Source organism: Rahnella sp. RFA10(1/100) (genome assembly GCF_004195115.1).
GTDB classification, from domain to species: Bacteria; Pseudomonadota; Gammaproteobacteria; order Enterobacterales; family Enterobacteriaceae; genus Rahnella; species Rahnella perminowiae.
This window is the reverse complement of sequence record NZ_SEWR01000003.1, coordinates 197431-217509: the sequence shown is the minus strand read 5'-3', so window position 1 is coordinate 217509 and position 20079 is coordinate 197431. Positions and strand designations below refer to the sequence as shown.

The following is a 20079-nucleotide window of genomic DNA, read 5'->3' as shown; positions in this document are numbered from 1 at the left end:
ATGGGATTGCGCCAGCCGGTTCGTGAATTTTTATTACCCCTGATGGATGGGCTGCTGCGTGAATTTTCCACGTTGCACCGGCTTTCCGGCTGCGATGATGCGGAGCGGGCGGCGCAGCACATGGTGTCTGTGTTGCAGGAGCAAGGTCTGGATGCGCGGCTGTTGCATTGCCCGCTGTATCTCAGCGATCCGCTGGCCGGAAGGTTGCGTCTGCCTGAGTTTCCGCAATGGCAGTGCAATGCCAAAACCCGTTCATTCTCGGCACATTGCCCGCAGGGCGTGGAGGGGCACGGCTATTACGATGCCGGTGCCTGTAAATCACGTACGGATCATGAATGGCAACGTTGGGCGCAGGAGGTAAAAGGCAAAATCGTGATTGCCGGCCAGGGTTTTGAAGATTATGTACAACGCCTGTGTGCCGCAGGTGCCGCCGGACTTATTCATATTTGGGGCTCGGCTGAAACAGCGTTGCATGAAGAAACTGTCGGACCGGTCTGGGGAACGCCCGAACCGGATGATTTTCTGCGTTATCCGCGCCTGCCGGTGATTTCCGTTAATCACCAGGACGGTCAGCATTTGTTAAAGAAGTTACAGCAACATCCGCTGATGAGGCTGGAAATTGCCACGGAACTGAATTTTCACGTCGCCGGATGCAGCATGCCGGTGGTGGATATTCCCGGCAGTACGCCGGAATTCGTACTCCTCTCTTCACATTACGATTCCTGGCATGAGGGGGTTACGGACAACGCGACCGGTAATGCGCTTTGTCTGGCGATGGCCATCCATTTTCATCAGCAGCCGCAAAGGTTGCTGCGCGGGTTGCGGATTATCTGGTGGCCCGGGCATTCTAACGCCCGCTATGGAGGCTCCACCTGGTATGCCGATAACTACCGCCAGTCACTGAAACAGCATTGCGTGGCGCACATTAACGTCGATTCACCGGGGTGTCAGGATGCAGTGAATATTGTGCTCAATGCCAGCGGTGCGGAATCACAGACCTTTTTAAATGCGGCGGTGGAAGCCGTGACCGGCGACCCGGCGCAGTGCATTATCCCTCCGGGCAAAGGCGGCGATCAGTCATTCTGGGGCTGTGGTGTGCCGCTGCATTTTGCCTTTCGCGAAATCCCGCTTGAAAAAACCAGTCAGTCGCCAGGCAGTGGCGGTGGCTGGTGGTGGCACACACAAGACGACACTTACGATAAAGTGGATCTGAATATTCTGTGGCGCGATACACAAATCCACGCGCACTGGCTGGAAGGTCTGCTGACACAGACCGCGCTACCGCTGGATCCGCTGACGTATCTGAACGGTTTACAGCAATCACTGGCAGAACTGGCCGCCAGCGTTTCACCGGAATTTGATCTCTCCGCCGTGGCTGAAAAATTACAGCAATTACAGCCTGTTTTGAGTGAACTGACCACCAACTGGCAGACGGAGCCACAGATCTGGCAGCCTCAGATGAAGCAGGCGATTGCCGGTTTGCATCGTCTGCGTTACAGCTCCGTAGACGATTTCCATTACGACCTGAGTTATCGCGGCGGTGCCTTCCCCGGTTTTCAGGAACTGGCTGCACGGCGGGAAGATACCTCACCGGAAATGTGGCTGATGATGACGACGCGTTTTCGCCGTCAGCACGACCGTGCGCTGGCGCTGCTGGAAAATGTGGAAGCTATTTGTCGCTCATGACCAGCAGATACCGGCAAGGCTCAGCGCCGGGATTACTGAATGTGATGGGCAAATCCACGCCAAACGTCAGTGCATCACCCGCCGATAAGGCATATTTTTCAGCACCATAATCTATGGTCAGCGTCCCTTCTACCAGCCATAAACGTTGTTTATAGGCCTGATGATTCCAGCCAGGATAACTGATGCGGGCGGCGGCGGGCAGCGTGATTTCAACCAGTTCCGGGCCGCCGTTTTCCTGATGTGCGGTTACCTGACGTCGCAGATAACCGATATCCGGATCCTGCCAGATTTCCTGTTGCGCCAGCGGACGCAAGGGGGCGGGCTGTTCGTTATCTTCTGAAAGTAACTGCGCCAGCGAAACGCCCAGACTGGCCGCGAGGCGGCCTAACAGACTGGCACTCGGGCTGCTGTCCTGCCGTTCAATTTTCGAAATCATTGCTTTACTGACGCCCGAACTGCCGGAGAGTTGTTCGAGACTTAAACCCTGCGCTTTTCGCAAAGCCTGCAGGCGTGTGGCGATCAATTGGTCGATTGACATAAGGTCAGTTCCGTTGTTTACTTTTGTGGAATTAATTCTACTATAGTGGAATTTACCGCATAACGGAAGCCAACGGGAATGACTGATGAAAATGATTACCTGCACTGAACGCCAGCATGCTGTGGCCATTTTGGATATTTTTAATGAGGCGATCCTGACATCCACGGCGCTTTATGATTATAAACCGCGCCACATCGACAGTATGACAGCCTGGTTTGCGACTAAACTGACCCATAATTTTCCGGTGATCGGACTGCAGGACGAACAGGGTGCGTTGCTGGGTTTTGCCAGTTACGGCACGTTCCGCGCCTGGCCTGCGTATAAATATTCGGTCGAGCATTCGATTTATATTCATAAAGATCACCGTGGCAAAGGATTGGGCAAAATCCTGCTGAACGCGCTGGTTGATGTCGCGCGGGAGAGGGGCGTACACACTCTGATTGGTGCCATTGATGCGGCTAACAGTGGCAGCATTGCCCTGCACGAAAAAAATGGATTCAGTCATGCCGGCACGATTAAACAGGCGGCTTTCAAATTTGATCGCTGGCTGGATCTGGCCTTTTATCAGATGATCCTCGAGACGCCCTTAAAACCGGTTGCAGGCTGAATGCTTGGTGCAGAATGAGAAAGCAAGAGCCGGAGGGTACGGGTGTTAACGGCGGCTTATGCTGACCGTTATCCAGTCGGTAATGTGAGGCAGAAAATGTCAGATAAAACAGGCGTTGTTAAAAATAAGACAGGGGAAAACTCCACCCGTGTGCAGAGCCAGGATCCGCGCTGGCAGGCAGTAGTCAGTTGTGATGCAAAGGCTGATGGCAGGTTTGTTTATGCAGTCAAAACCACGGGGATTTACTGCGCACCTTCGTGCCCGTCCCGCCAGCCGAATCCGGAAAATATTCTTTATTTTGATGATGCCGAAGCCGCAGAACAGGCAGGGTTTCGTCCCTGCAAGCGCTGCCGTCAGGGGCTGATGTCACTGGCGCAGTTTCATGCTCAGCGCGTGGCTCAGGCCTGCCGGTTGCTGGAACAATCAGCCGACATGCTGACGCTGAATCAGTTGGCTGCCGGGGTGGGCATCAGCGCCTATCATTTTCATCGCCTGTTTAAAGCGCAAACCGGCCTGACGCCTAAAGAATACCAACAGGCGCAGCGGGCACGACGCGTACGCGAAAACCTGACACATTCCGCGACGGTCACCGAGGCGATCCATGCGGCGGGCTATCCTTCCGATGGCCGGTTTTATGAAACCTCTGCAGCGACGCTGGGCATGACGCCACAAAATTTCCGATCAGGTGGTCGCGATGTCCGCGTCTGGTTTGCCATCGGCAAATCTTCTCTGGGCGATATACTGGTCGCCGAAAGTCAGCGGGGGATTTGCGCTATTTTGCTGGGGGATGATCCTGAGAAGCTGATTAACGAACTGCAAAACAGTTTTCCACAGGCAGAATTATTGGGTGGCGATCCGGATTTCGAGCGGCGAATTGCCTCGGTCATCGGCTTTGTGGAAGCGCCACATATCGGTCTGGATTTGCCGCTGGATATTCGCGGTACGGCTTTCCAGCAGCGTGTCTGGCAGGCATTGCGTGATATCCCGCCGGGAAGCACCGCCAGTTATGCCGAAATTGCCCATAAAATCGGTTCGCCGAAATCAGTCCGCGCGGTGGCCGGAGCCTGTGCCGCGAACCTGCTGGCAGTTGCAATCCCCTGCCATCGGGTGGTGAAAACCGGCGGCAATATTTCTGGTTATCGCTGGGGCGTGGAACGAAAACGAAGTTTGCTGGCGCGGGAAGAGAAGGGCTGACTATACTGAGCAGACTTAATGATTTCGTGGATTTTTTATAATGAGGGATGCCGTGCCAGCCTGCACTTTACGGATTGCTGAACCCAAAGATATCGACGCGCTTGCCCAATTACATGTTGCCATCTGGCGTGATACTTATCGTGAACTTGCTCCTGCGGAGGCCTTTTCGGCGCTTGATGTCCCGCGCCGTCAGGCTTTCTGGCAGGATAAATTTGCACATCCCGTAGCCGGTCAGGGTATTTTCATTGCAGAAACTGACGGCGTCTTCGCCGGATTTTGTCTGGCGTCGGCTTCCTCAAACCCGGAATTTGGCAACATGGCTGAAATCAAATTCCTGTATGTTTCCCCGCTGTTCAAACGTCAGGGAATCGGCAAGCGGTTAATCGCTGAGGCTGCAAGACATCTGGCCGGTGAGGGTTTCCGGGGCGCAGGGCTTGGTGTGGTGGAAGGTAACGAACCCGCCATCCTCTTTTACCGTGCCCTGGGAGGCAGGGAGGCCGGGCGCTATACCGATGCCGGGCCTCTCTGGCGCTCACCTAATATAATTTATGCGTGGCCTGATATCAGCGTGCTGACTGCACTGTAAATCCCCTTCGCGGCGAAATACTGCCTGCGTCAGTGAATAACGCAGGCGATCTTCACTGACGCAGTGCTTCCAGTCGCTGCTTTTGCTGACCTTCGGCAGTGAAATTCTCTGCACTTAACCAGCGTTCAAACGCGGTTTTTGAGGCTGGCCATTCAGAGTCGAGAACGGAATACCAGCAGGTGTCACGGTTATGCCCTTTATTGACGATGGCCTGACGGAACATCCCTTCATATTGAAACCCGAAACGCTGCGCGGCCAGTTTTGACGGCTCATTCAGGCTGTGGCATTTCCATTCGCAGCGGCGATATTTCAGCGTATCGAACAGATAACGTTGCAGCAGGTAAATCGCTTCAGTGCCAAAACGTGTTCGTTTCATCAGCGGAGACCAATTCACCCAGCCAATTTCGGCCACGCCATTCACGGCATCAATACGCATCAGGGAAACGCTGCCGACTGCGCGTTGTGTCTGTATATCGACAACTGCGAAAAACAGCGGATCCTCACTTCTGGCCTGTTGGGAAATGAACAGATCGCAATCAGCCTGGGTCGCAGGGCGATCGACGGAGAGATACGTCCAGTCGCGGTTATCATCAATGCTGTGCCAGGCCTTAAACAGATCCTGACTATGGCGTTCAGTATTCAGAGGTTCCAGGCGGCACCAGTGACCATCAAGCTGAACATGAGAAGGTCGTTCGCGGGGTTGCCAGTCGGGAAGGGCATCACCAATGGGTTGGCCAAAGTGGTTAAGGGTGGTCATAGCAGTTTCCATTTTACTATCAATGAACTTCCATAAAATCAGAATGGAATGGTGGCTGCAACCGGCGCTTTAATAAAAATCTGTAAAGCGGGTGTTTGACCCGCTTATTAATAAAGGCCCGTTATAAGCACCCGGCACTGCCACAGATCCTGATTTTTTCCTCAACCACTTTTTGCATCGCCAGTTTGCCGGGCACGATGTATTTGCGGGGATCATTCGCATCCGGATGTCGTGCAAAATACTCTTTTACCGCACCGGCAAAGGCTATTTTCAGCTCGGTGGCAACATTGACTTTGCAAATGCCCAGTTCAATCGCCTGGCGTATCATGTTTTCAGGAATACCGGACGCACCATGAAGCACCAGCGGAATATCGACCTGCTGGCGGATTTGCCCAAGGCGGCTGAAATCCAGCTTCGGTTCCCCCTGATACAGGCCATGCGCAGAGCCAATGGCAACGGCCAGTGAATCAATGCGTGTGGATTCAACAAAATGCTTAGCCACAACGGGATCGGTGAAAATACCGTCACCTTCCTCTACCACCAGATCGTCTTCTTGTCCGCCAAGTCGGCCGAGTTCTGCTTCGACACTGGCATCAAAGGCATGACACAGCCGGACAGTTTCACGCACATGTTGGATGTTTTGTGCCAGCGGGAAATGCGACGCATCGATCATTACGGAGCGGATGCCTGCCCGGACTTTACTTTCGATATCGCCCTGATCCTCATGATGGTCCAGATGCAGTGCCAGTGGAATGCGATACTTCCGCGCAGCCTCATGGCATATCGAGATCAGGTAATCTGTGCCCGCATAACTGAATGTCCCCGGCGTTCCGGCAAGGATCACCGGGGAACTCATGGCTGCCGCCGTTTCTGCAACAACTTGTACCGTCTCGAGATTATGTACGTTAAAAGCAGGAACGGCATAACACCCGCGCTGAGCCGCGAGCAGCATTTCTCTGTTAGAAATCAGATACATTTTATCGGCCTCCTGTCATATCCAGCAGAATCTTTCCTGTCATCGGCTTGCCAGCCAGCGCGGCGACCTCCCGGATAAACTCTTGCGGACGGGCAACACTGGCGATCAGGGGTTCAAGACTGAGTTTATTCTCAGTAAAAAGCTGAATGGCCTGTCGCCACTCACTGCCCGGCCATGGAGAGGAATAATTCATCCAGCTGCCGAGTAAAGTCAGCTCTTTGCGCAGGATATGGCCGAAAGTGGCGACGTCTAACGTCAGGTCTTTGTGTAAGGTGCCGACCAGCGCGATTTGCGCTTTGGGGCCGGCAATATTGAGAGACAGAGCCACGGTTTGTGCCGTACCTGCCGTTTCAACAATCAACTGATTAAAGCGCCTTTCGTGAGTTTGCTGGCGGATGTCATCAGCATTGCACGTTGCGCTGTTATAAACGTGGCTTGCGCCTGTTTCTTCTGCCAGGGCAAGGCGCTGCGGATTGATGTCGATGGCTGTCACCGATTTCGCGCCCAGCGCGCTGGCGGCCTGAATAACTAATTGCCCGATGGTGCCCGCGCCAATCACTATTACCTCTTTACCCTGACAACCTCCTGCCAGTTTCAGTGCATGCAAACCAACGGTGAGCGGTTCCAGAAAAGCACCTTGCAAGAGGGAAAAATTTTCCGGCAATTTGAATAAATTTTTCCGCGAAACCACAATGAATTCAGCATGGCCGCCACTGCGTCGGGAGCCGATGAACTGATAGTGCTTACACTGGGAATACGCTGTTTGACGGCACTCTTCGCACTGAAAACAGGGTAATAAAGGTACGCAGGTCACGGCATCCCCCTCGTGTAAATCGGTGACATCTTCTCCGGCGCTGATGACGTGGCCACTAAATTCGTGGCCCAATGTGATGGGGTAAAAATGTGAGCTGCTGGCGAAAATACGCGGAATATCGGACCCGCACAGCCCGGAGTAGGCAATGCGAACCAGAACTTCATCGGGAGCACTCAGCGTGGGAGCAGGTTGCTCTTCAACAGTTAGTCTGCTGTCAGCATGTACAACGACAGATTTCATAGTCAGGTTCCTTAGGCGGGGAATGCCCCGCCGGGATGAAAGTTAAGAGTTAGCCAGTGCAGCGGCTGCCCGTTTTTCTGTTTGTGTGAATTGACGTGCACGACGCCATGTCAGGAATACGCCGATAGCGTAAATAACGCCGATGATAGTCAGCCCTGCGATGTTTTTAAGTGTGCAAAGTTGGATGAGTAAATACGTGATCGGCGAGCCACCCTGATCGAGTGAAGCCACCCTTCCGCCAGCCGTGAGTGCACCTGCATTCGCGGCCAACTGGGTGTGCAAATCAATGGTCTGTGTGGCTATCCACAGCGTGATACTCATGATGATGCAGCCCGAAATCAGCGTGCGGAACAGGTTTCCCTGATGCACGGCAACCGCGATGGCAACGAAGAAACCGATAGTGGCGAGGTCACCAAACGGCAAGACCTGATTTCCGGGAACAAGCACAGCGATAAGAATTGTCAGAGGGATAAAAATCAGGCTGGCGGAAACCACGGCGGTATGACCCAGTAATAACGCCGGATCCAGACCAATCAGGAACTCCTGTCCGCCAAAGCGGGCCTGCAGACGCGTACGGGCATGACGGGCGATAGGCGTTAAACCGTCCATTATCGGTTTGATAACCCGTGGCATCAGAAGCATGACTGCAGCGGTTTTAACGGCCAGCTGCAATATGCCTTTGACGTCGTACCCGGCGAGATAACCAATAATCAGCCCCATCACTAAACCGACGGTGACCGGTTCACCAAACGGACCGAAACGCTTTTGCACGTCATCAGCACTGAAGTGAATTTTGTTCAGCCCCGGGATCTTCTCAATGACGGTATCAACCAGGACTGCGATCGGCCCGAGATAGGCTGAGGAACCATGTGGGATAGCAATGCCTTCCAGATTAAAGAAATCACGCGTGTCCTTTGCAAACCAGTCGCCCAGCTTGTAGATGAATGCGGCATGTAAAATCACCCCCATGATCCCCAGCCAGTAAGAGCCTGTAGCAAGGTGCAACATGGCGCCTGTGAACGTCATGTGCCAGATATTCCAGATGTCCACATTGACGACACGGGTCATACGCGTCAGCAACATCACAATGTTCACACCGATTGCAATCGGAATAGCAACCAGCGCAATTTGTGATGCCCAGGTCATTGGCGATGAGCCTGGCCAGCCAATATCGACGACCTGCAGGTTAATTTCGAAATGCTCTGCCATGGCTTTTGCCGCAGGCCCGATGGAATCGAGCATCAGGCCGATGACCAGACCGATTCCGACAAAACCAATACCAATGTGAATGGCAGATTTAAATGAATCCCCAAGTTTCATCCCTAATATCAGCGAGAAAACGATGATCACCCCAGGCAGCATGACTGTCGGGCCGAGATCGAGGATGTAGCGCATGATGTCGGTAAACATGACTTACTCCTGTAACAGGGTCAGTATTTGCTTGCGCAATGTATCCATGCCCACGCCGGAGATAAACGGCATGCCATGTACAACCGGAATACTGCCAAATGTCCGGTCCACTTTGGCGGTGGTACAAATCAGATGAGCACCGTCCATATAGGTTTCGATTTCTGTTACCCGGCACTGCACCAGATCCACATGTATGCCATGTGCCTCACACAATTCTTTGATTTCCTCCGCTGCCAGCGTAGAGGTGGCAACAGCTCCGCCACAGGCGACTATAATTTTTCGCTTCACGGTAAGGCTCCTTAACAGATTGTTTTAAATGTTATTTTTGTAGGTAAGACATCGGGGTTATTGCTTATGGTATTTTCAGGTACACACAGCGGATCGCTTCTCAGGAGCAGGCAGAAAAATGTGCTGTTCAAAAAGCGCGGCTAATTGTTCTTCCGGAGCTGTCAGTAGACGTTCAAAAAAAACAGGTTCCTGTAACTGGCTGAATAACTGACGCAATAGCTTCAGCTGTTCTGACGGGTGAGTGACAATCAGGGCAATGATGAGTCTGGCGGGAATCGTTCCTTCGTCATCAGCCTGAAAAAATTCCACTGTGGTATCTGGCCTGATCAGATAAATGGCCGGGCTGCGGGCATGAATAGCTTCGCAATGCGGAATGGCGACAGCATGATGTTCAAGCTGGATGCCGGTTGGATATTCAGCCTCGCGATGTATCAGCGCCTGCGGATACGTCGTTTCCACCACGCCCTCCTGCACCATACGTTCACCGATGTGTGCGAGTGCCTCGTGATAATCCGCAAAACTGATACCGGTTTTGACGAAGATTGCGCAGTTATGCATGGCAGACTCCTTCACATACTGTCTGCGACGGCGTGCAACCGAAGTGATACGCGCGCAGAACGTCCTGAATTTTATCGATGATAAGTTCATGCGGATCGCTGGTAAGTGCACCGGTCATCACCCGTTCAAACTGAGCAGGCAGGTATTGGCTCAGCAGACCAAGCGGGATATCTACTGAACGCAGGTTAGCCATTAAAACGTCCATCGCCCGGTTGATACGGACATGAGGCCAGTAGTAGCGAATACGATCGGATAAGCTGAAATGCAGATCGATAAGTGACAGGCTGAATGTCGGGTTGTAATACTTTTTCCAGTAACCGGGCTCATCCAGCATGACGCCATCAATAACCGTCAGGATCTGGCTGCGGCACTCTGGCGCAATCAATACCTGTTCAATGTTGGCCAGGGAAAAAACGGCTTCCCGCAAAGCGAAAGTCAGTGCAGGACCCACTTTCAGGATAGCGAAGTGATCTTTCACCAGACTGCGGTAGGAATCGCGGGTCTGGTAATCGGTGGAATGGGCTTCATAAACCAGAGGTGTGGCAGCAATATAAGCTGACAGCTCCTGAGCAAGATCGGGCTGATAATGAATCACGCGGCTGTGATCGAATTCAACGCCGGGCTGGACCACGATGGCAATGATCCGATCCAGGGCATCATTCAGCCCGAGTTCGCGAAATGCCTGATGGTGCATTTCCAGAGTCGCTTTTGCATCTCTGGTTTCGGTGATATGAACATGCTGGATCGCCGATGACTCACCGCCTGGGACGGGAACTTCAGTGCCAATGACATAGGTCAGCAATGCTTTCTGCTGTGGCGTTGCCACTTCTTCAGCGACCTGACATAAACGCGCTGCACGCTGAGCTACGACGAAAGGATCCAAAGGAACAGGATCGTCTGCACAGGACATGGACGCATCCAGATGAATTTTGCTGAATCCGGCTTCGACATAGCGCGCAATAAGGTCTTGTGCTTTTGCCATCGCTGTTTCGGCGTTTTCATGCTGCCAGCAGTTTGGCCCCAGATGATCGCCCCCTAAAATCAGACGCGGTAACGGGAATCCAATTCTCTCGGCAATGGCGAGAACGAAATCTCGGAAATCAATGGGTTGCATGCCCGTATAGCCGCCAAACTGATTGACCTGGTTGGACGTTGCCTCGATCAGCACTTTGCGGTCAGTGTGCAAATCTTCCCGTAATGCAGCTTCAATCACCAGCGGATGCGCAGAGCATACTGAGCAGATGCCGATCCTTTCGCCTGTCTTGTGTTTAGCAATAATGTCTTTCATTTTAGGCCTCCGTTTGTTTCCGAAGAGGATCATACCTTTCCGAAAGGCAAACAATAGCGTTTTGCAGATTTCGTGATGATGATCGGAATAATTCGTAAGTTTATTTCATTCGATTACTTTCGTTTATGAAGGCATCTCGTGAAACGAAAAGATAAAATCGCCGTGCGCAGCGGCAACCTGTCGGGAGTTGCTGTGATTCACATCGTGCGGAATTTTTACTCCTCATTAAGGTGCCTTTTGTTTACACTGGGAGGTATATGACCTTTCGGATTACCCATAATGAATACTTATGAACGTCGCAATAGAATCATTGATTTAGTGAATGAGAATGGCAGTGTTCTGGTTGCTGAGCTTTCGAGTGCTTTCGAAGTTTCAGAAGTTACGATTCGTTCTGACCTGAGTTTGCTGGAACAAAAAGGTGCGCTCAGTCGTTTTCATGGCGGTGCGGCAAAGCGGACTGCCAGAGAAACGGCAGGTCACGACAAACCGCTGGATGAAATGGTTCTGGAAGAGCGTTACCTTCACGCCAGCGATCCGAAAAAACGCATCGCTCAGACTGCCGCAGGGTTGGTTAAGTCGGGTGACACCGTGATCCTCGACAGCGGCAGCACCACCATGCTGCTGGCTGAAGAGTTGGTGAAAGCGGGTGATATCACTGTCATTACTAATAACTTACCTGCTGCCTTTGTGTTATCCGAAAACCCGGATATCACGCTGGTTGTCTGCGGGGGAACACTGCGTCACAAAACGCGCTCACTGCATGGCAACATTACGGAATATGCATTGCAGGGTATCGTCGCAAACCTCATGTTTGTCGGCGCTGATGGCCTGGATGCGGCAACAGGGATCACCACATTTAATGAAGGCTATAGCATCAGCGGTATCATGGCCGATGCTGCTCAGCGGGTCGTGGTGGTCACAGATTCCACCAAATTTGGACGACGCGGCTATAACCTGGTGCTCCCTATGGAAAAAATCGACACCATCATTACTGACACCGGTATCAGCGATGATGTGCAACGGGCGCTTAAACAAACCTCTACAGAGATTATTGTCGTCTGATTTTTAGCCGCTTCCGCCATCAACCGTGCAGACTTTACGACTGCTGACGAATCAATAAAACAGGCAGATCTGAGGGTTGCGCAGATGTGCGGGGAAAAACGTAGGCGTTTCAGTAACAGCTATTCATAAGTGGAAGCTGTATCCAAAAATTGCCGCAGAGAAAGGTTCCTGCGACAGCGGGGGAGTGAAGGCGACTGAACGTTGAGAAGCAATAAGAAAGCCGCAAATCCTTTCGGGGTGCGGCTTTATTTGCGTTAACGGGCTTATCTGGTGATAACGGGCTTCGGGAAATTAAGATAAATAGTTGGCTTTTTTCAAATAATAAAAAAGCGTAGTGGTGTATGCCTGAATATAAACCGATTCCGAAAATAAGGTGCGTAAACCTGAGACTTTTATTAATTATAATTGTTGGAGTTCCCAGGCTTTACGGATGAGCTGTAGGTCAGGTTTGAAGCGTGACATATGCCGTATACCGATGACAGGAACATCTGATAGTTTGAAACGAGCCATAAAACTGAACGTAGCGTAGTAGCTACTTTGATTTACATATTGAGGTTTACACCCCTTCCCAAAATGATCGCTCATTAACCTTGCTGCTGAATGTGAGTTCATTCCGTTACTATACGCAATAATCAGTTCGGGCTGGCATAAGGGTAACGTAACTTCTTCAAAGAACCGCATTGATTTCTCGATAAGATTATTAAGGCTCCCAATCGGACTGCTGAGCGCTGCTTTTTTAACAGAGTTTGCATCCTTTGTTATTATTGACTGTTTTGTAGGTTTTCCCTTTCAAATAAGCAGCGGTTATTTTATGTATGCAAAAACAGGCCTTAAAATCAGCGCATCAGGCTGTAATGCCGCTTTCGAATAAGGCGGCATTTTTCATTAATACGGTGCAAAACCCTCCCTCCTGACAGCCTTTTCTCTGGCTAGTCTGTCCCTAGCGAGCTCTGCATGCATAGGGTGCATGGTTTTGCATGCATTCGGGAGTGCTCAAAATGGCTCTAACCCCCCTGCTATACGGGCTTCAGAGGTTTTATTTCATGCATTAAAACCAGTGAGCTAAGTCAGCAGCGGGCAGGCGGGGAGAATTGCCCGCGCGATGGTGGTAGTGTACTACTTGGGTTATTTCTTAGCCTGCCATAGAAAGTAAAAATCATTTGAGCGTGCTTCATTTTTACCCTTTAGGGTCTTACTATAATCAATTAGGGTGCTTACAACAGCGGCTCCCCCACCTACCGCTGCAAGAAGATGGCTAATATCGTGTGGCAATATGCCAGAATATAACCCAAATGAAACCGTACCCGTACCTATTATTAATTTGTCTTTAATTCCACTCCTTGTCTTTTCTTTCCAATCTTTAACTTTCTTCTCAATGATATGTATTTCTGGAAGTATTTGATCTTTAAAAGCATCGGATATATCTTTTTGATTCCAGTCAGCGCTCTTCCTAAACATTGTGTTTATCTTGTCTCTATATACATTAAAAGCTTCTTCTTCTCTGTTTCTTAGATCTAGAATATATTCTAAGTTTCTGCTTTTAATAGAAGGTAAATAATGTTTTAAAGCTTGGTTGAATGAAGTTGAATTGGCTTTGTAAACTGGGTTGTTTAATTTACTTGCTATATCCATTTGAATCTGATTATCGCATAAGTATGATGTTCCATAGAAAGCTGAATGCCATTCTTGATCTGAAAGATCCTTTATTAGAGGGGTTATTATCAATCTTAAAATATGCTCGTTTTTTATTTCATTTTTTGTGAATACATACGGCATTTCTTTGGTGCATAGATGATCAATGTAGTCGCCAAATGGCTCCATAAGATGAAAGTATGAAACACCATGATCTATAAACTCTGTAGAGCTCTTTATTTCAAAAAACGGTTTTTTATCATGCGTTAATGATAGAGTGACCTCGCAAGTATCCAGCAAAAAATCATGTAGTAAATTATAAAGTTTATCCTCTTTTTGTTGTATTTTTTTAGCAATTGGCTCAGCAAGATTAATACGATGATTGTTACAAAGTGAAACCATGTTCTGGGCGTATTTAATTATCCCTCTTTTAATTAGTGGTTTTAGATGGATGTAATTATATATCCCAGATATTATTTCATGTCTTGCTGTTAAGTTAATGCCCCCACGTCCCCTTAGAACAATCTCTTCGAACGGGTTCTGAATATAAACTTCATCTGAATATAATGAGGAAAATGATGCAAGTTGATCAAGTTTGTTTAATCTACACTCTGAAGCAGCACATGGGAAACTACCACCACTTAAAGATGAATTTGCAATAAATGAAAAATTCTCATTAGGTTTACCGTCATATCTAAAATAGTATCTTATGACTAAGTTTAAGGTTTCTGCAAATTCATAGATAAAATCTTTATCTGCGTTCAATAATGTTCCATCAATATTACCATTGACACCTGCTTTTATAACATCTTCAAATTCATCAATAAAATCCATTTATAACCCCTTGAAGAAAAAATTTAATTACGTATTGTCAAAGTTAGACAACTAACTGATGTTAGTTTTAAACATAAATCTCATTTCCCCACCATGTCATAAGCTTTTTCCTTTGCTCAATATATGTAGAACGGTTGTAGGCTTTCCTAACTTCATTTTTATCACTATGAGCTAAAGCCGCCTAAATGACGTCAGCATTAAAACCTGCCTCATTCATAGCAGTGCTAGCGATAGATCTCAATCCGTGAGCTACCAGCTTCCCACCATAGCCGATACGTTTCAATGCTGCATTCGCAGTTTGGCTGTTCATAGGCTTACGTGGGTCATTGCGGCTAGGGAAAACGTACTGACGATTACCACTTATTGGACGCATGATTTCCAGCAACTCTAGGGCTTGTTCCGGCAACGGGACTATATGGTCGCGCTTTGCCTTCATACGTTCTGCCGGAATACACCACTGCTTATTCACGATATCGATCTCTGACCAGGCTGTTGCTGAGGCTTCTGCAGGGCGTATGAGAGTCAGTAGTTGCCATTCAAGCAGGCAGTGGGTTGGTATTGATAAATTGCTCATCGAAATCGTGCGCATTAGCTTGGGCAGTTCTTCGGGGCGTATTGTGGGCATGTGCTGTTTCTTCGGGCGTTCGAAAGCATTACCTATACCTGAAGCTGGATTTGCCTCAATCAGTCCAACATTCACCGCATAAATCATAATTTCATTGATGCGCTGCACTAACCTTCTGACCGTCTCCAATGCTCACCGCGCTTTGATCGGTTCTAACACCTGGATCAAGGCGCGTGCTTTCAGCTCCTGAACAGGAACATTTTCAATACTCGGTAAGATGTCTTTCTCAATTGAACGCCAGATATCTTTAGCGTGGTCTGCGCTGACGTGGCTTTGCTTCAGCTCGAACCATTTACGGGCAACATTGACGAAAATGCTTTCCTGAGCGATTTGCAGCTTCTCTGCGCGTACTTCCCTAGCATCAGTCAGTGAAAGAGCAGGGTAAGCGCCAAGGCTAATCATGGTGCGTTTTGATGTGTTAGGTACCTGATAGCGGAAATGCCAAATTTTCTTGCCGGTGGTTTTGACCAGGAGAAAGAGCCCGTCGCCGTCATGCAAAGTGAGGTCTTTATCCGTGGCTTTGGCTTTTTGTACTTCAACAGACGCCGGTTTTAGACAAATCTTCCCGGACTTCTACAGACACAAAAAAGCCCGCAAACCTAGAAGGGATGCGGGCTTTCAGGACTTCTCCGGACTTATCTGGTAATAACCGGATCATTATTTGGTGGGCTGGGGTCCCTGTAACCTACGCTATAATGCTTTGAAAATAATATACTTATAGATTGCTAAATCAATTGAGGGTGCTAAACAGGGACCATAAACCCAATCAACACTGTATTGACGTCATTTTTCAGCATTTATTTTCTGCTCAGAATAGCACAGCCCCAGTTCAACTAACCATCAGGGAGTTGAACTCACGTATAACTTACGGACATTCGTCCTTATACCCGAAGTGAACTTTTTTGCCCTGCTGGATTGTGTTAAAAAATTTGTTTCAGATCCCGTTTAGATGAAAGGCAGACAGATGAACGCAAGCCAAGTCATGAAGGCTGTAAAACAGTGGTTCAAATTGAGTAACTATGATGTGCTTGAAGAGATTACCGTTGACGATCTGAGTTATGAAATCAGTCGCCGTGTAGCATTACATAAGTATGATTTTGGCAATGAAGAGCATCCACGTCATGAACGGCATCTGGAAGAGGAGGCTAAAATTATGGCTGGTCATCCTCTTTTAGCAAGTTCAACCGAAAAACTCCCCCCATCGGCTAAAAAGAAAAATCCACTAACAGATTCAAAACTGCATGTGCGGCATATGACCATCAATGATATTAGTCGCTACGAGGCACGGTTAAGGGAACTCAATTTACTGCAACGAACCAGCCTTTTACCTGATGCTCCTTCTACACCAGTTTCTAAGGACGCTGGTATTCGAAGGTTGACCGACATTGACACCTTTGATCCCGGTCATCCACTGTATTTTTGGCTCAATATCAGGCTTGTCACTGATGAAGAGGTCGTTGAACATATCAAAAGAATGCTTCCTCAGTGGCGTAAGGAATATGACGTTGGCGAGCCAGATATTGGTTCGTTTCGGTTTGGGCTAAGCAATGTCAAAAAAGTGATTAACATGAGGATCATTCCCATGCTGGATCTGCTGTTTTGGGCCAAGCGGAATGACGTAAAGATCTCATATGAGCAGTTTTCACGGCTTCTCTACCCTAACGACTCAGAAATCATCAGGGGTGGTGCTCAAATCAAAGATACCGATAAGCCGTTTGCTGAAAAAGTGCTCACCCGCGAATTTGATCGGCTGTTTAATCTCTGGCTGAGTAAAAATGATTACATGATGGATACTAAAGTCGCTAACGCCATGAAGATGAACGAAAAAGAAGAGGATGAGAAGAAAGAAGCGAAGTAATCCTCTTACCATCGTATCGGGGGCTATTGCTGAGATTAGCCCCCTTTGTTCAAAACCAGCGAAATCCACAAATTCCCATTTTCCCCGAAAACCACATCCTGCCATTTCCTCAACAAATCTTGTTTGCCAATCCCTACATCCTGCGAACTCAATTTTTCCTAATATAGCTCCTGTCGAAACAACTGAGGAAAAGACAATGAAAAACAACAATGAGCAAAACTCTATGAAATATGGAATCGCTGCAAAAAGATTAATCCGTCTACCTGAAGTTTTAAATAAAACAGGTTTCTGCAAAGCGTGGATTTATGAGCTTATCAAGAGTGGTGGTTTCCCATCACAGGTAAAAATAGGTGCCAGAGCAGTAGCATTTATCGAAAGTGAAGTAGACGAATGGATTGAAAGCACGATCTTCGATTCCAGAAATAATCAAAACATCAAATAAGAGAGGAAGTAATGAATCAATATAAGTTAAAAAATCAATCTACTGAGCAAGTTTATCATTATGCCGAAGAGATTTATTTATCCCTGATAGAACGCCTCACGGCAGAAAACAGGGTTCTGTTAAACTATTTGTTATTCAATCCAAAGAAGAATAAAGAAATGATTGATAAATGTATAGGCCATGCGAATAGTGTATTTCGCCGTGAAAAGAAAAATGGGGAACATGAACACCTACAATCAGATCAGGTAGATATTGTTGGTATCAGAAAAGTGTTGCTTCAAAAGCATCACAGTAATCTGGATAAAACACTTGATGTCGCATCTATATTGTTGAAGGCATTAACTTAATACTGATAATATATAAGAGTTATCATTATTCGGCCCCGTAAGGGGCTAATAAAAAACTAAATACAAATAAGCAGTTAATTATGAGGGTGTAAATATGGCTAAAAAATCGTTATTTGATTTGTGATCTATGTTTATTCTGTTTCATTCTCTTCGAAAAATAATATTTCAGGAGATGTTAGGACAGAGGGATCGTTATGCTTACCATTATTGATGCTGGTTTCAGTGTGGAACGTATAGACATTTTCAAATATCACATTTTCGCTCACATTAAACTCCTGTGCTTTCCTGACATTAGGGCGTTGTTTTGCGTTGATAGAATGTGCTTGTCCCTTCAGGAATATGTTTGAGTTCATAAAAAGATCGCCGCCTCTGTCAATAATAATCCCTTTAGCTTTGAGTTTTTTAAAAACAAGAGACATATTGGATTTTTTGATATCTAACTCACGACAGAGTTTTGCCTGAGAGATATGAAAGCAGTTTCCGAACTCCATGATGTTCAGGATTCTGGCAATAACCTTTAGTTCGTTTTTTGAAATATCTAAGTCAGCAAGTTGTTGAAAGTTTCTGGTGAACATATGAACGTAGTCGATATCTTTTTTTATAGATTTAATATTTTCCTTTCGAGTATAGATGTTCGTGGTGTCTTTATGTGTGCTGTAATAATACTCAAAAACCTGCACTTTTTGCTCGTTGTTGAAATCGTGGTCATCGATATATAACTTTAACTCGAAAGGGGATAAATCATTAATGGCTGTAAAATCTATTGGTGTCATTGTATTTTCCTTTTATTATGGCTGTTATTAATATACATAACAGATTAAACACTATCGTCAATAACAAAGTCAAAAATAAATGGAAAAAGTTTTGATATAGTGGAGCGCTGTCCATAGCACAGAGTAAGTGAATATGGATAAATATTAAAACACTGGAATAATTTTAATCAGGCTGGAATACCCGCCAGTTTTAAACGATAGTTTCAGAATGAAACTAAGATTATTGTTTTTGCTAACGCTAGTTATAGTTTTCGATAACCCGAGTTATAGATATCCATAACCATAGTTATAGTAAATCATAATCTTTTTCCCGTAATGTATTGTTTTATATGTAAAATAACATCCGTAATATAATAATAAGTATAATATAGTAAAAGGGAGAGTGTGCCGATTGAATGGCACCTATTTTTTTGATTGTGGTTTGAGATTTCTGGTCTTGAAATCGAGCGATAATTTAACATGTATGATCGATTTTAATTTCTCAGGTGAGAAGGATTATCCTGAATGTGTTATTAGTGCCTTATCACAATGGCACCGTCCTACACTATCTGAATCATTTACCTGTCTGTGTATTACAGCAGGTGATTGTTTTATACAATCACGAAGTGCTGCATGGAATACTTACCTGTTTTCCTCTTACGTTATTGGCGGCTTCGCCGCTATTTTTATGGATAAATCCATCATTAACAGGAACAAGTCCTGTTCAGCAGAGTGATTGTCGTCAACAATCACAACGTGCTGCCTGTTGGTCAGTTTTCCTGCCCTGTATGAACACATTACCAATGCAAAGATTAATACATAAATATTACATGCAAGCAGGATTGTTTTTTCTTTTTGTTGGGTTTATCTTCATCTCGATAAAGAAGTAAACATTTCCAATGCGTTAATAAGTTGATGGTCAGAAAAAGGGCGGAGCCGTGCGCCAGCACAATGAGCTTCAGCTCATAGGATAAATATCTTTTCCAAAAAAATATAAAAGCATCAGGAGTATTATTTTTACGCACAAGTTAAATTTGATTTTCAGGATGGAAATAGAGTATTAAAAAGAAAGAGAACAAAAAGGAAAAATAAAATGAACAACCTTATTATTACACTTTTTCATACCAATGAAAAAACTCCATTTATGACCTGCCTGATAAGAGACATAGAACAAAACGAAAGTGGAATAAATCTCATCTTCGATAATGGCAGTAGTATCATAGTTAAAGATTATGGTTTTTATTTTTTGTCTGAACCAGTAAGTGCTTGTGAAGAAGATCGAATAGTTAATATTTAAAGGAAATTAATTGCAGAAATAAGTCAAATGGACGAGGAAACGATAAGAACATTGATGTTATGAGCTAATTTGTATGAGCGAAATATTTCCTACACCTATAAGCCGACACGATCATTATTGGTCTCTGACAAAACAAAAGCATCCGCAAAGATTTATCACGCCAGCTCCGAAAGCCTTCGATGATGCCTGATTTTGTTAGTAATAGCAGCGACAATGTTTAGCCCCTACCTACCCATTTACTTCAACGTTATATGCCCATTATCCCTTGTATTTCACCTGTTAAATAGA

General features: G+C 47.0%; 19 protein-coding genes and 1 pseudogene. 9 read left to right on the top strand and 11 right to left on the bottom strand.

The window, feature by feature from the left end:
* Entirely contained in the window at positions 1 to 1686 is a 1686-nt protein-coding gene (locus tag ETV65_RS11495) for a M28 family peptidase (RefSeq protein WP_129952981.1), read from the top strand.
* Here ETV65_RS11495 and ETV65_RS11490 read toward each other — a convergent pair.
* Positions 1670 to 2224, bottom strand: coding sequence for a helix-turn-helix domain-containing protein (locus ETV65_RS11490; protein ID WP_129952980.1), 555 nt, complete (start codon positions 2222 to 2224; stop codon positions 1670 to 1672). The two genes, ETV65_RS11495 and ETV65_RS11490, sit on opposite strands and share 17 nt — an antisense overlap.
* 85 nt (positions 2225 to 2309) lie before the next feature.
* Between ETV65_RS11490 and ETV65_RS11485 the strand changes: the two genes are divergently transcribed.
* From ETV65_RS11485 to ETV65_RS11475, 3 genes are all read left to right on the top strand, one after another.
* On the top strand, positions 2310 to 2831 hold the full coding sequence (locus ETV65_RS11485) for a GNAT family N-acetyltransferase (protein WP_129952979.1): 522 nt from the start codon (positions 2310 to 2312) through the stop codon (positions 2829 to 2831).
* A gap of 96 nt (positions 2832 to 2927) precedes the next feature.
* Complete coding sequence (gene ada, locus ETV65_RS11480) at positions 2928 to 4025, top strand: bifunctional DNA-binding transcriptional regulator/O6-methylguanine-DNA methyltransferase Ada (protein ID WP_129952978.1); 1098 nt, start codon at positions 2928 to 2930, stop codon at positions 4023 to 4025.
* Between the two features lie 52 nt (positions 4026 to 4077).
* A complete protein-coding gene (locus ETV65_RS11475) occupies positions 4078 to 4611 on the top strand; it encodes a GNAT family N-acetyltransferase (RefSeq protein ID WP_129952977.1) in 534 nt (177 codons plus the stop codon).
* Between the two features lie 52 nt (positions 4612 to 4663).
* Here the strand turns inward: ETV65_RS11475 and ETV65_RS11470 are convergent, their stop codons facing one another.
* The 7 genes from ETV65_RS11470 to gatZ all read right to left on the bottom strand — a co-directional run bounded on the left by ETV65_RS11470 (position 4664) and on the right by gatZ (position 10942).
* Positions 4664 to 5368, bottom strand: coding sequence for a GNAT family protein (locus ETV65_RS11470; protein WP_129952976.1), 705 nt, complete (start codon positions 5366 to 5368; stop codon positions 4664 to 4666).
* A gap of 121 nt (positions 5369 to 5489) precedes the next feature.
* Complete coding sequence (locus tag ETV65_RS11465; protein WP_129952975.1) at positions 5490 to 6344, bottom strand: tagatose bisphosphate family class II aldolase; 855 nt, start codon at positions 6342 to 6344, stop codon at positions 5490 to 5492.
* Between the two features lies 1 nt (position 6345).
* Entirely contained in the window at positions 6346 to 7398 is a 1053-nt protein-coding gene (gatD, locus tag ETV65_RS11460) for a galactitol-1-phosphate 5-dehydrogenase (protein WP_129952974.1), read from the bottom strand.
* A gap of 42 nt (positions 7399 to 7440) precedes the next feature.
* Complete coding sequence (locus ETV65_RS11455; protein ID WP_129952973.1) at positions 7441 to 8808, bottom strand: PTS galactitol transporter subunit IIC; 1368 nt, start codon at positions 8806 to 8808, stop codon at positions 7441 to 7443.
* A gap of 3 nt (positions 8809 to 8811) precedes the next feature.
* Positions 8812 to 9096: a PTS galactitol transporter subunit IIB gene (gatB, locus tag ETV65_RS11450; protein ID WP_129952972.1), complete on the bottom strand. Its 285-nt coding sequence runs from the start codon at positions 9094 to 9096 to the stop codon at positions 8812 to 8814.
* A gap of 75 nt (positions 9097 to 9171) precedes the next feature.
* On the bottom strand, positions 9172 to 9654 hold the full coding sequence (gatA, locus tag ETV65_RS11445; protein ID WP_129952971.1) for a PTS galactitol transporter subunit IIA: 483 nt from the start codon (positions 9652 to 9654) through the stop codon (positions 9172 to 9174).
* Positions 9647 to 10942 carry a tagatose-bisphosphate aldolase subunit GatZ gene (gene gatZ, locus ETV65_RS11440; RefSeq protein WP_129952970.1) on the bottom strand — a complete coding sequence of 432 codons (1296 nt, stop codon included), beginning with the start codon at positions 10940 to 10942 and terminating at the stop codon, positions 9647 to 9649. The genes gatA and gatZ overlap by 8 nt, the downstream gene beginning before the upstream one ends.
* Positions 10943 to 11221: 279 nt before the next feature.
* Here gatZ and ETV65_RS11435 point away from each other — a divergent pair, with 279 nt between their 5' ends.
* Positions 11222 to 12004 (top strand): DeoR/GlpR family DNA-binding transcription regulator, encoded by a 783-nt coding sequence (locus ETV65_RS11435; protein WP_129952969.1) that lies wholly within the window; start codon positions 11222 to 11224, stop codon positions 12002 to 12004.
* Between the two features lie 1125 nt (positions 12005 to 13129).
* Here ETV65_RS11435 and ETV65_RS11430 read toward each other — a convergent pair.
* A complete protein-coding gene (locus tag ETV65_RS11430) occupies positions 13130 to 14470 on the bottom strand; it encodes a hypothetical protein (protein ID WP_129952968.1) in 1341 nt (446 codons plus the stop codon).
* 67 nt (positions 14471 to 14537) lie between these two features.
* Positions 14538 to 15656 (bottom strand): annotated as a pseudogene (locus ETV65_RS25165) (integrase domain-containing protein).
* Between the two features lie 403 nt (positions 15657 to 16059).
* On the opposite strand from ETV65_RS25165, the gene ETV65_RS11415 reads away from it, so the two are divergent.
* The 3 genes from ETV65_RS11415 to ETV65_RS11405 all read left to right on the top strand — a co-directional run bounded on the left by ETV65_RS11415 (position 16060) and on the right by ETV65_RS11405 (position 17742).
* A complete protein-coding gene (locus tag ETV65_RS11415) occupies positions 16060 to 16953 on the top strand; it encodes a DUF6387 family protein (protein ID WP_129952965.1) in 894 nt (297 codons plus the stop codon).
* Positions 16954 to 17176: 223 nt separating this feature from the next.
* Positions 17177 to 17395 (top strand): AlpA family transcriptional regulator, encoded by a 219-nt coding sequence (locus ETV65_RS11410; RefSeq protein WP_129953318.1) that lies wholly within the window; start codon positions 17177 to 17179, stop codon positions 17393 to 17395.
* Between the two features lie 11 nt (positions 17396 to 17406).
* A complete protein-coding gene (locus ETV65_RS11405; protein WP_129952964.1) occupies positions 17407 to 17742 on the top strand; it encodes a hypothetical protein in 336 nt (111 codons plus the stop codon).
* A gap of 131 nt (positions 17743 to 17873) precedes the next feature.
* Here ETV65_RS11405 and ETV65_RS11400 read toward each other — a convergent pair whose 3' ends face one another.
* Positions 17874 to 18515 carry a DNA-binding protein gene (locus tag ETV65_RS11400; RefSeq protein ID WP_129952963.1) on the bottom strand — a complete coding sequence of 214 codons (642 nt, stop codon included), beginning with the start codon at positions 18513 to 18515 and terminating at the stop codon, positions 17874 to 17876.
* Between the two features lie 1072 nt (positions 18516 to 19587).
* On the opposite strand from ETV65_RS11400, the gene ETV65_RS24925 reads away from it, so the two are divergent.
* Positions 19588 to 19791: a hypothetical protein gene (locus ETV65_RS24925; RefSeq protein WP_165383728.1), complete on the top strand. Its 204-nt coding sequence runs from the start codon at positions 19588 to 19590 to the stop codon at positions 19789 to 19791.
* The last annotated feature ends 288 nt before the right edge of the window (positions 19792 to 20079 follow it).

Bases quoted from the DNA above. Each gene is read 5' to 3' on its own strand.
- ETV65_RS11495 (WP_129952981.1), top strand. From the start codon at position 1: ATGGGATTGCGCCAGCCGGTTCGTGAATTTTTATTACCCCTGATGGAT.
- ETV65_RS11490 (WP_129952980.1), bottom strand. From the start codon at position 2,224: ATGTCAATCGACCAATTGATCGCCACACGCCTGCAGGCTTTGCGAAAA.
- ETV65_RS11485 (WP_129952979.1), top strand. From the start codon at position 2,310: ATGAAAATGATTACCTGCACTGAACGCCAGCATGCTGTGGCCATTTTG.
- ada (WP_129952978.1), top strand. From the start codon at position 2,928: ATGTCAGATAAAACAGGCGTTGTTAAAAATAAGACAGGGGAAAACTCC.
- ETV65_RS11470 (WP_129952976.1), bottom strand. From the start codon at position 5,368: ATGACCACCCTTAACCACTTTGGCCAACCCATTGGTGATGCCCTTCCC.
- ETV65_RS11465 (WP_129952975.1), bottom strand. From the start codon at position 6,344: ATGTATCTGATTTCTAACAGAGAAATGCTGCTCGCGGCTCAGCGCGGG.
- gatD (WP_129952974.1), bottom strand. From the start codon at position 7,398: ATGAAATCTGTCGTTGTACATGCTGACAGCAGACTAACTGTTGAAGAG.
- ETV65_RS11455 (WP_129952973.1), bottom strand. From the start codon at position 8,808: ATGTTTACCGACATCATGCGCTACATCCTCGATCTCGGCCCGACAGTC.
- gatA (WP_129952971.1), bottom strand. From the start codon at position 9,654: ATGCATAACTGCGCAATCTTCGTCAAAACCGGTATCAGTTTTGCGGAT.
- gatZ (WP_129952970.1), bottom strand. From the start codon at position 10,942: ATGAAAGACATTATTGCTAAACACAAGACAGGCGAAAGGATCGGCATC.
- ETV65_RS11435 (WP_129952969.1), top strand. From the start codon at position 11,222: ATGAATACTTATGAACGTCGCAATAGAATCATTGATTTAGTGAATGAG.
- ETV65_RS11430 (WP_129952968.1), bottom strand. From the start codon at position 14,470: ATGGATTTTATTGATGAATTTGAAGATGTTATAAAAGCAGGTGTCAAT.
- ETV65_RS11415 (WP_129952965.1), top strand. From the start codon at position 16,060: ATGAACGCAAGCCAAGTCATGAAGGCTGTAAAACAGTGGTTCAAATTG.
- ETV65_RS11410 (WP_129953318.1), top strand. From the start codon at position 17,177: ATGAAATATGGAATCGCTGCAAAAAGATTAATCCGTCTACCTGAAGTT.
- ETV65_RS11405 (WP_129952964.1), top strand. From the start codon at position 17,407: ATGAATCAATATAAGTTAAAAAATCAATCTACTGAGCAAGTTTATCAT.
- ETV65_RS11400 (WP_129952963.1), bottom strand. From the start codon at position 18,515: ATGACACCAATAGATTTTACAGCCATTAATGATTTATCCCCTTTCGAG.
- ETV65_RS24925 (WP_165383728.1), top strand. From the start codon at position 19,588: ATGAACAACCTTATTATTACACTTTTTCATACCAATGAAAAAACTCCA.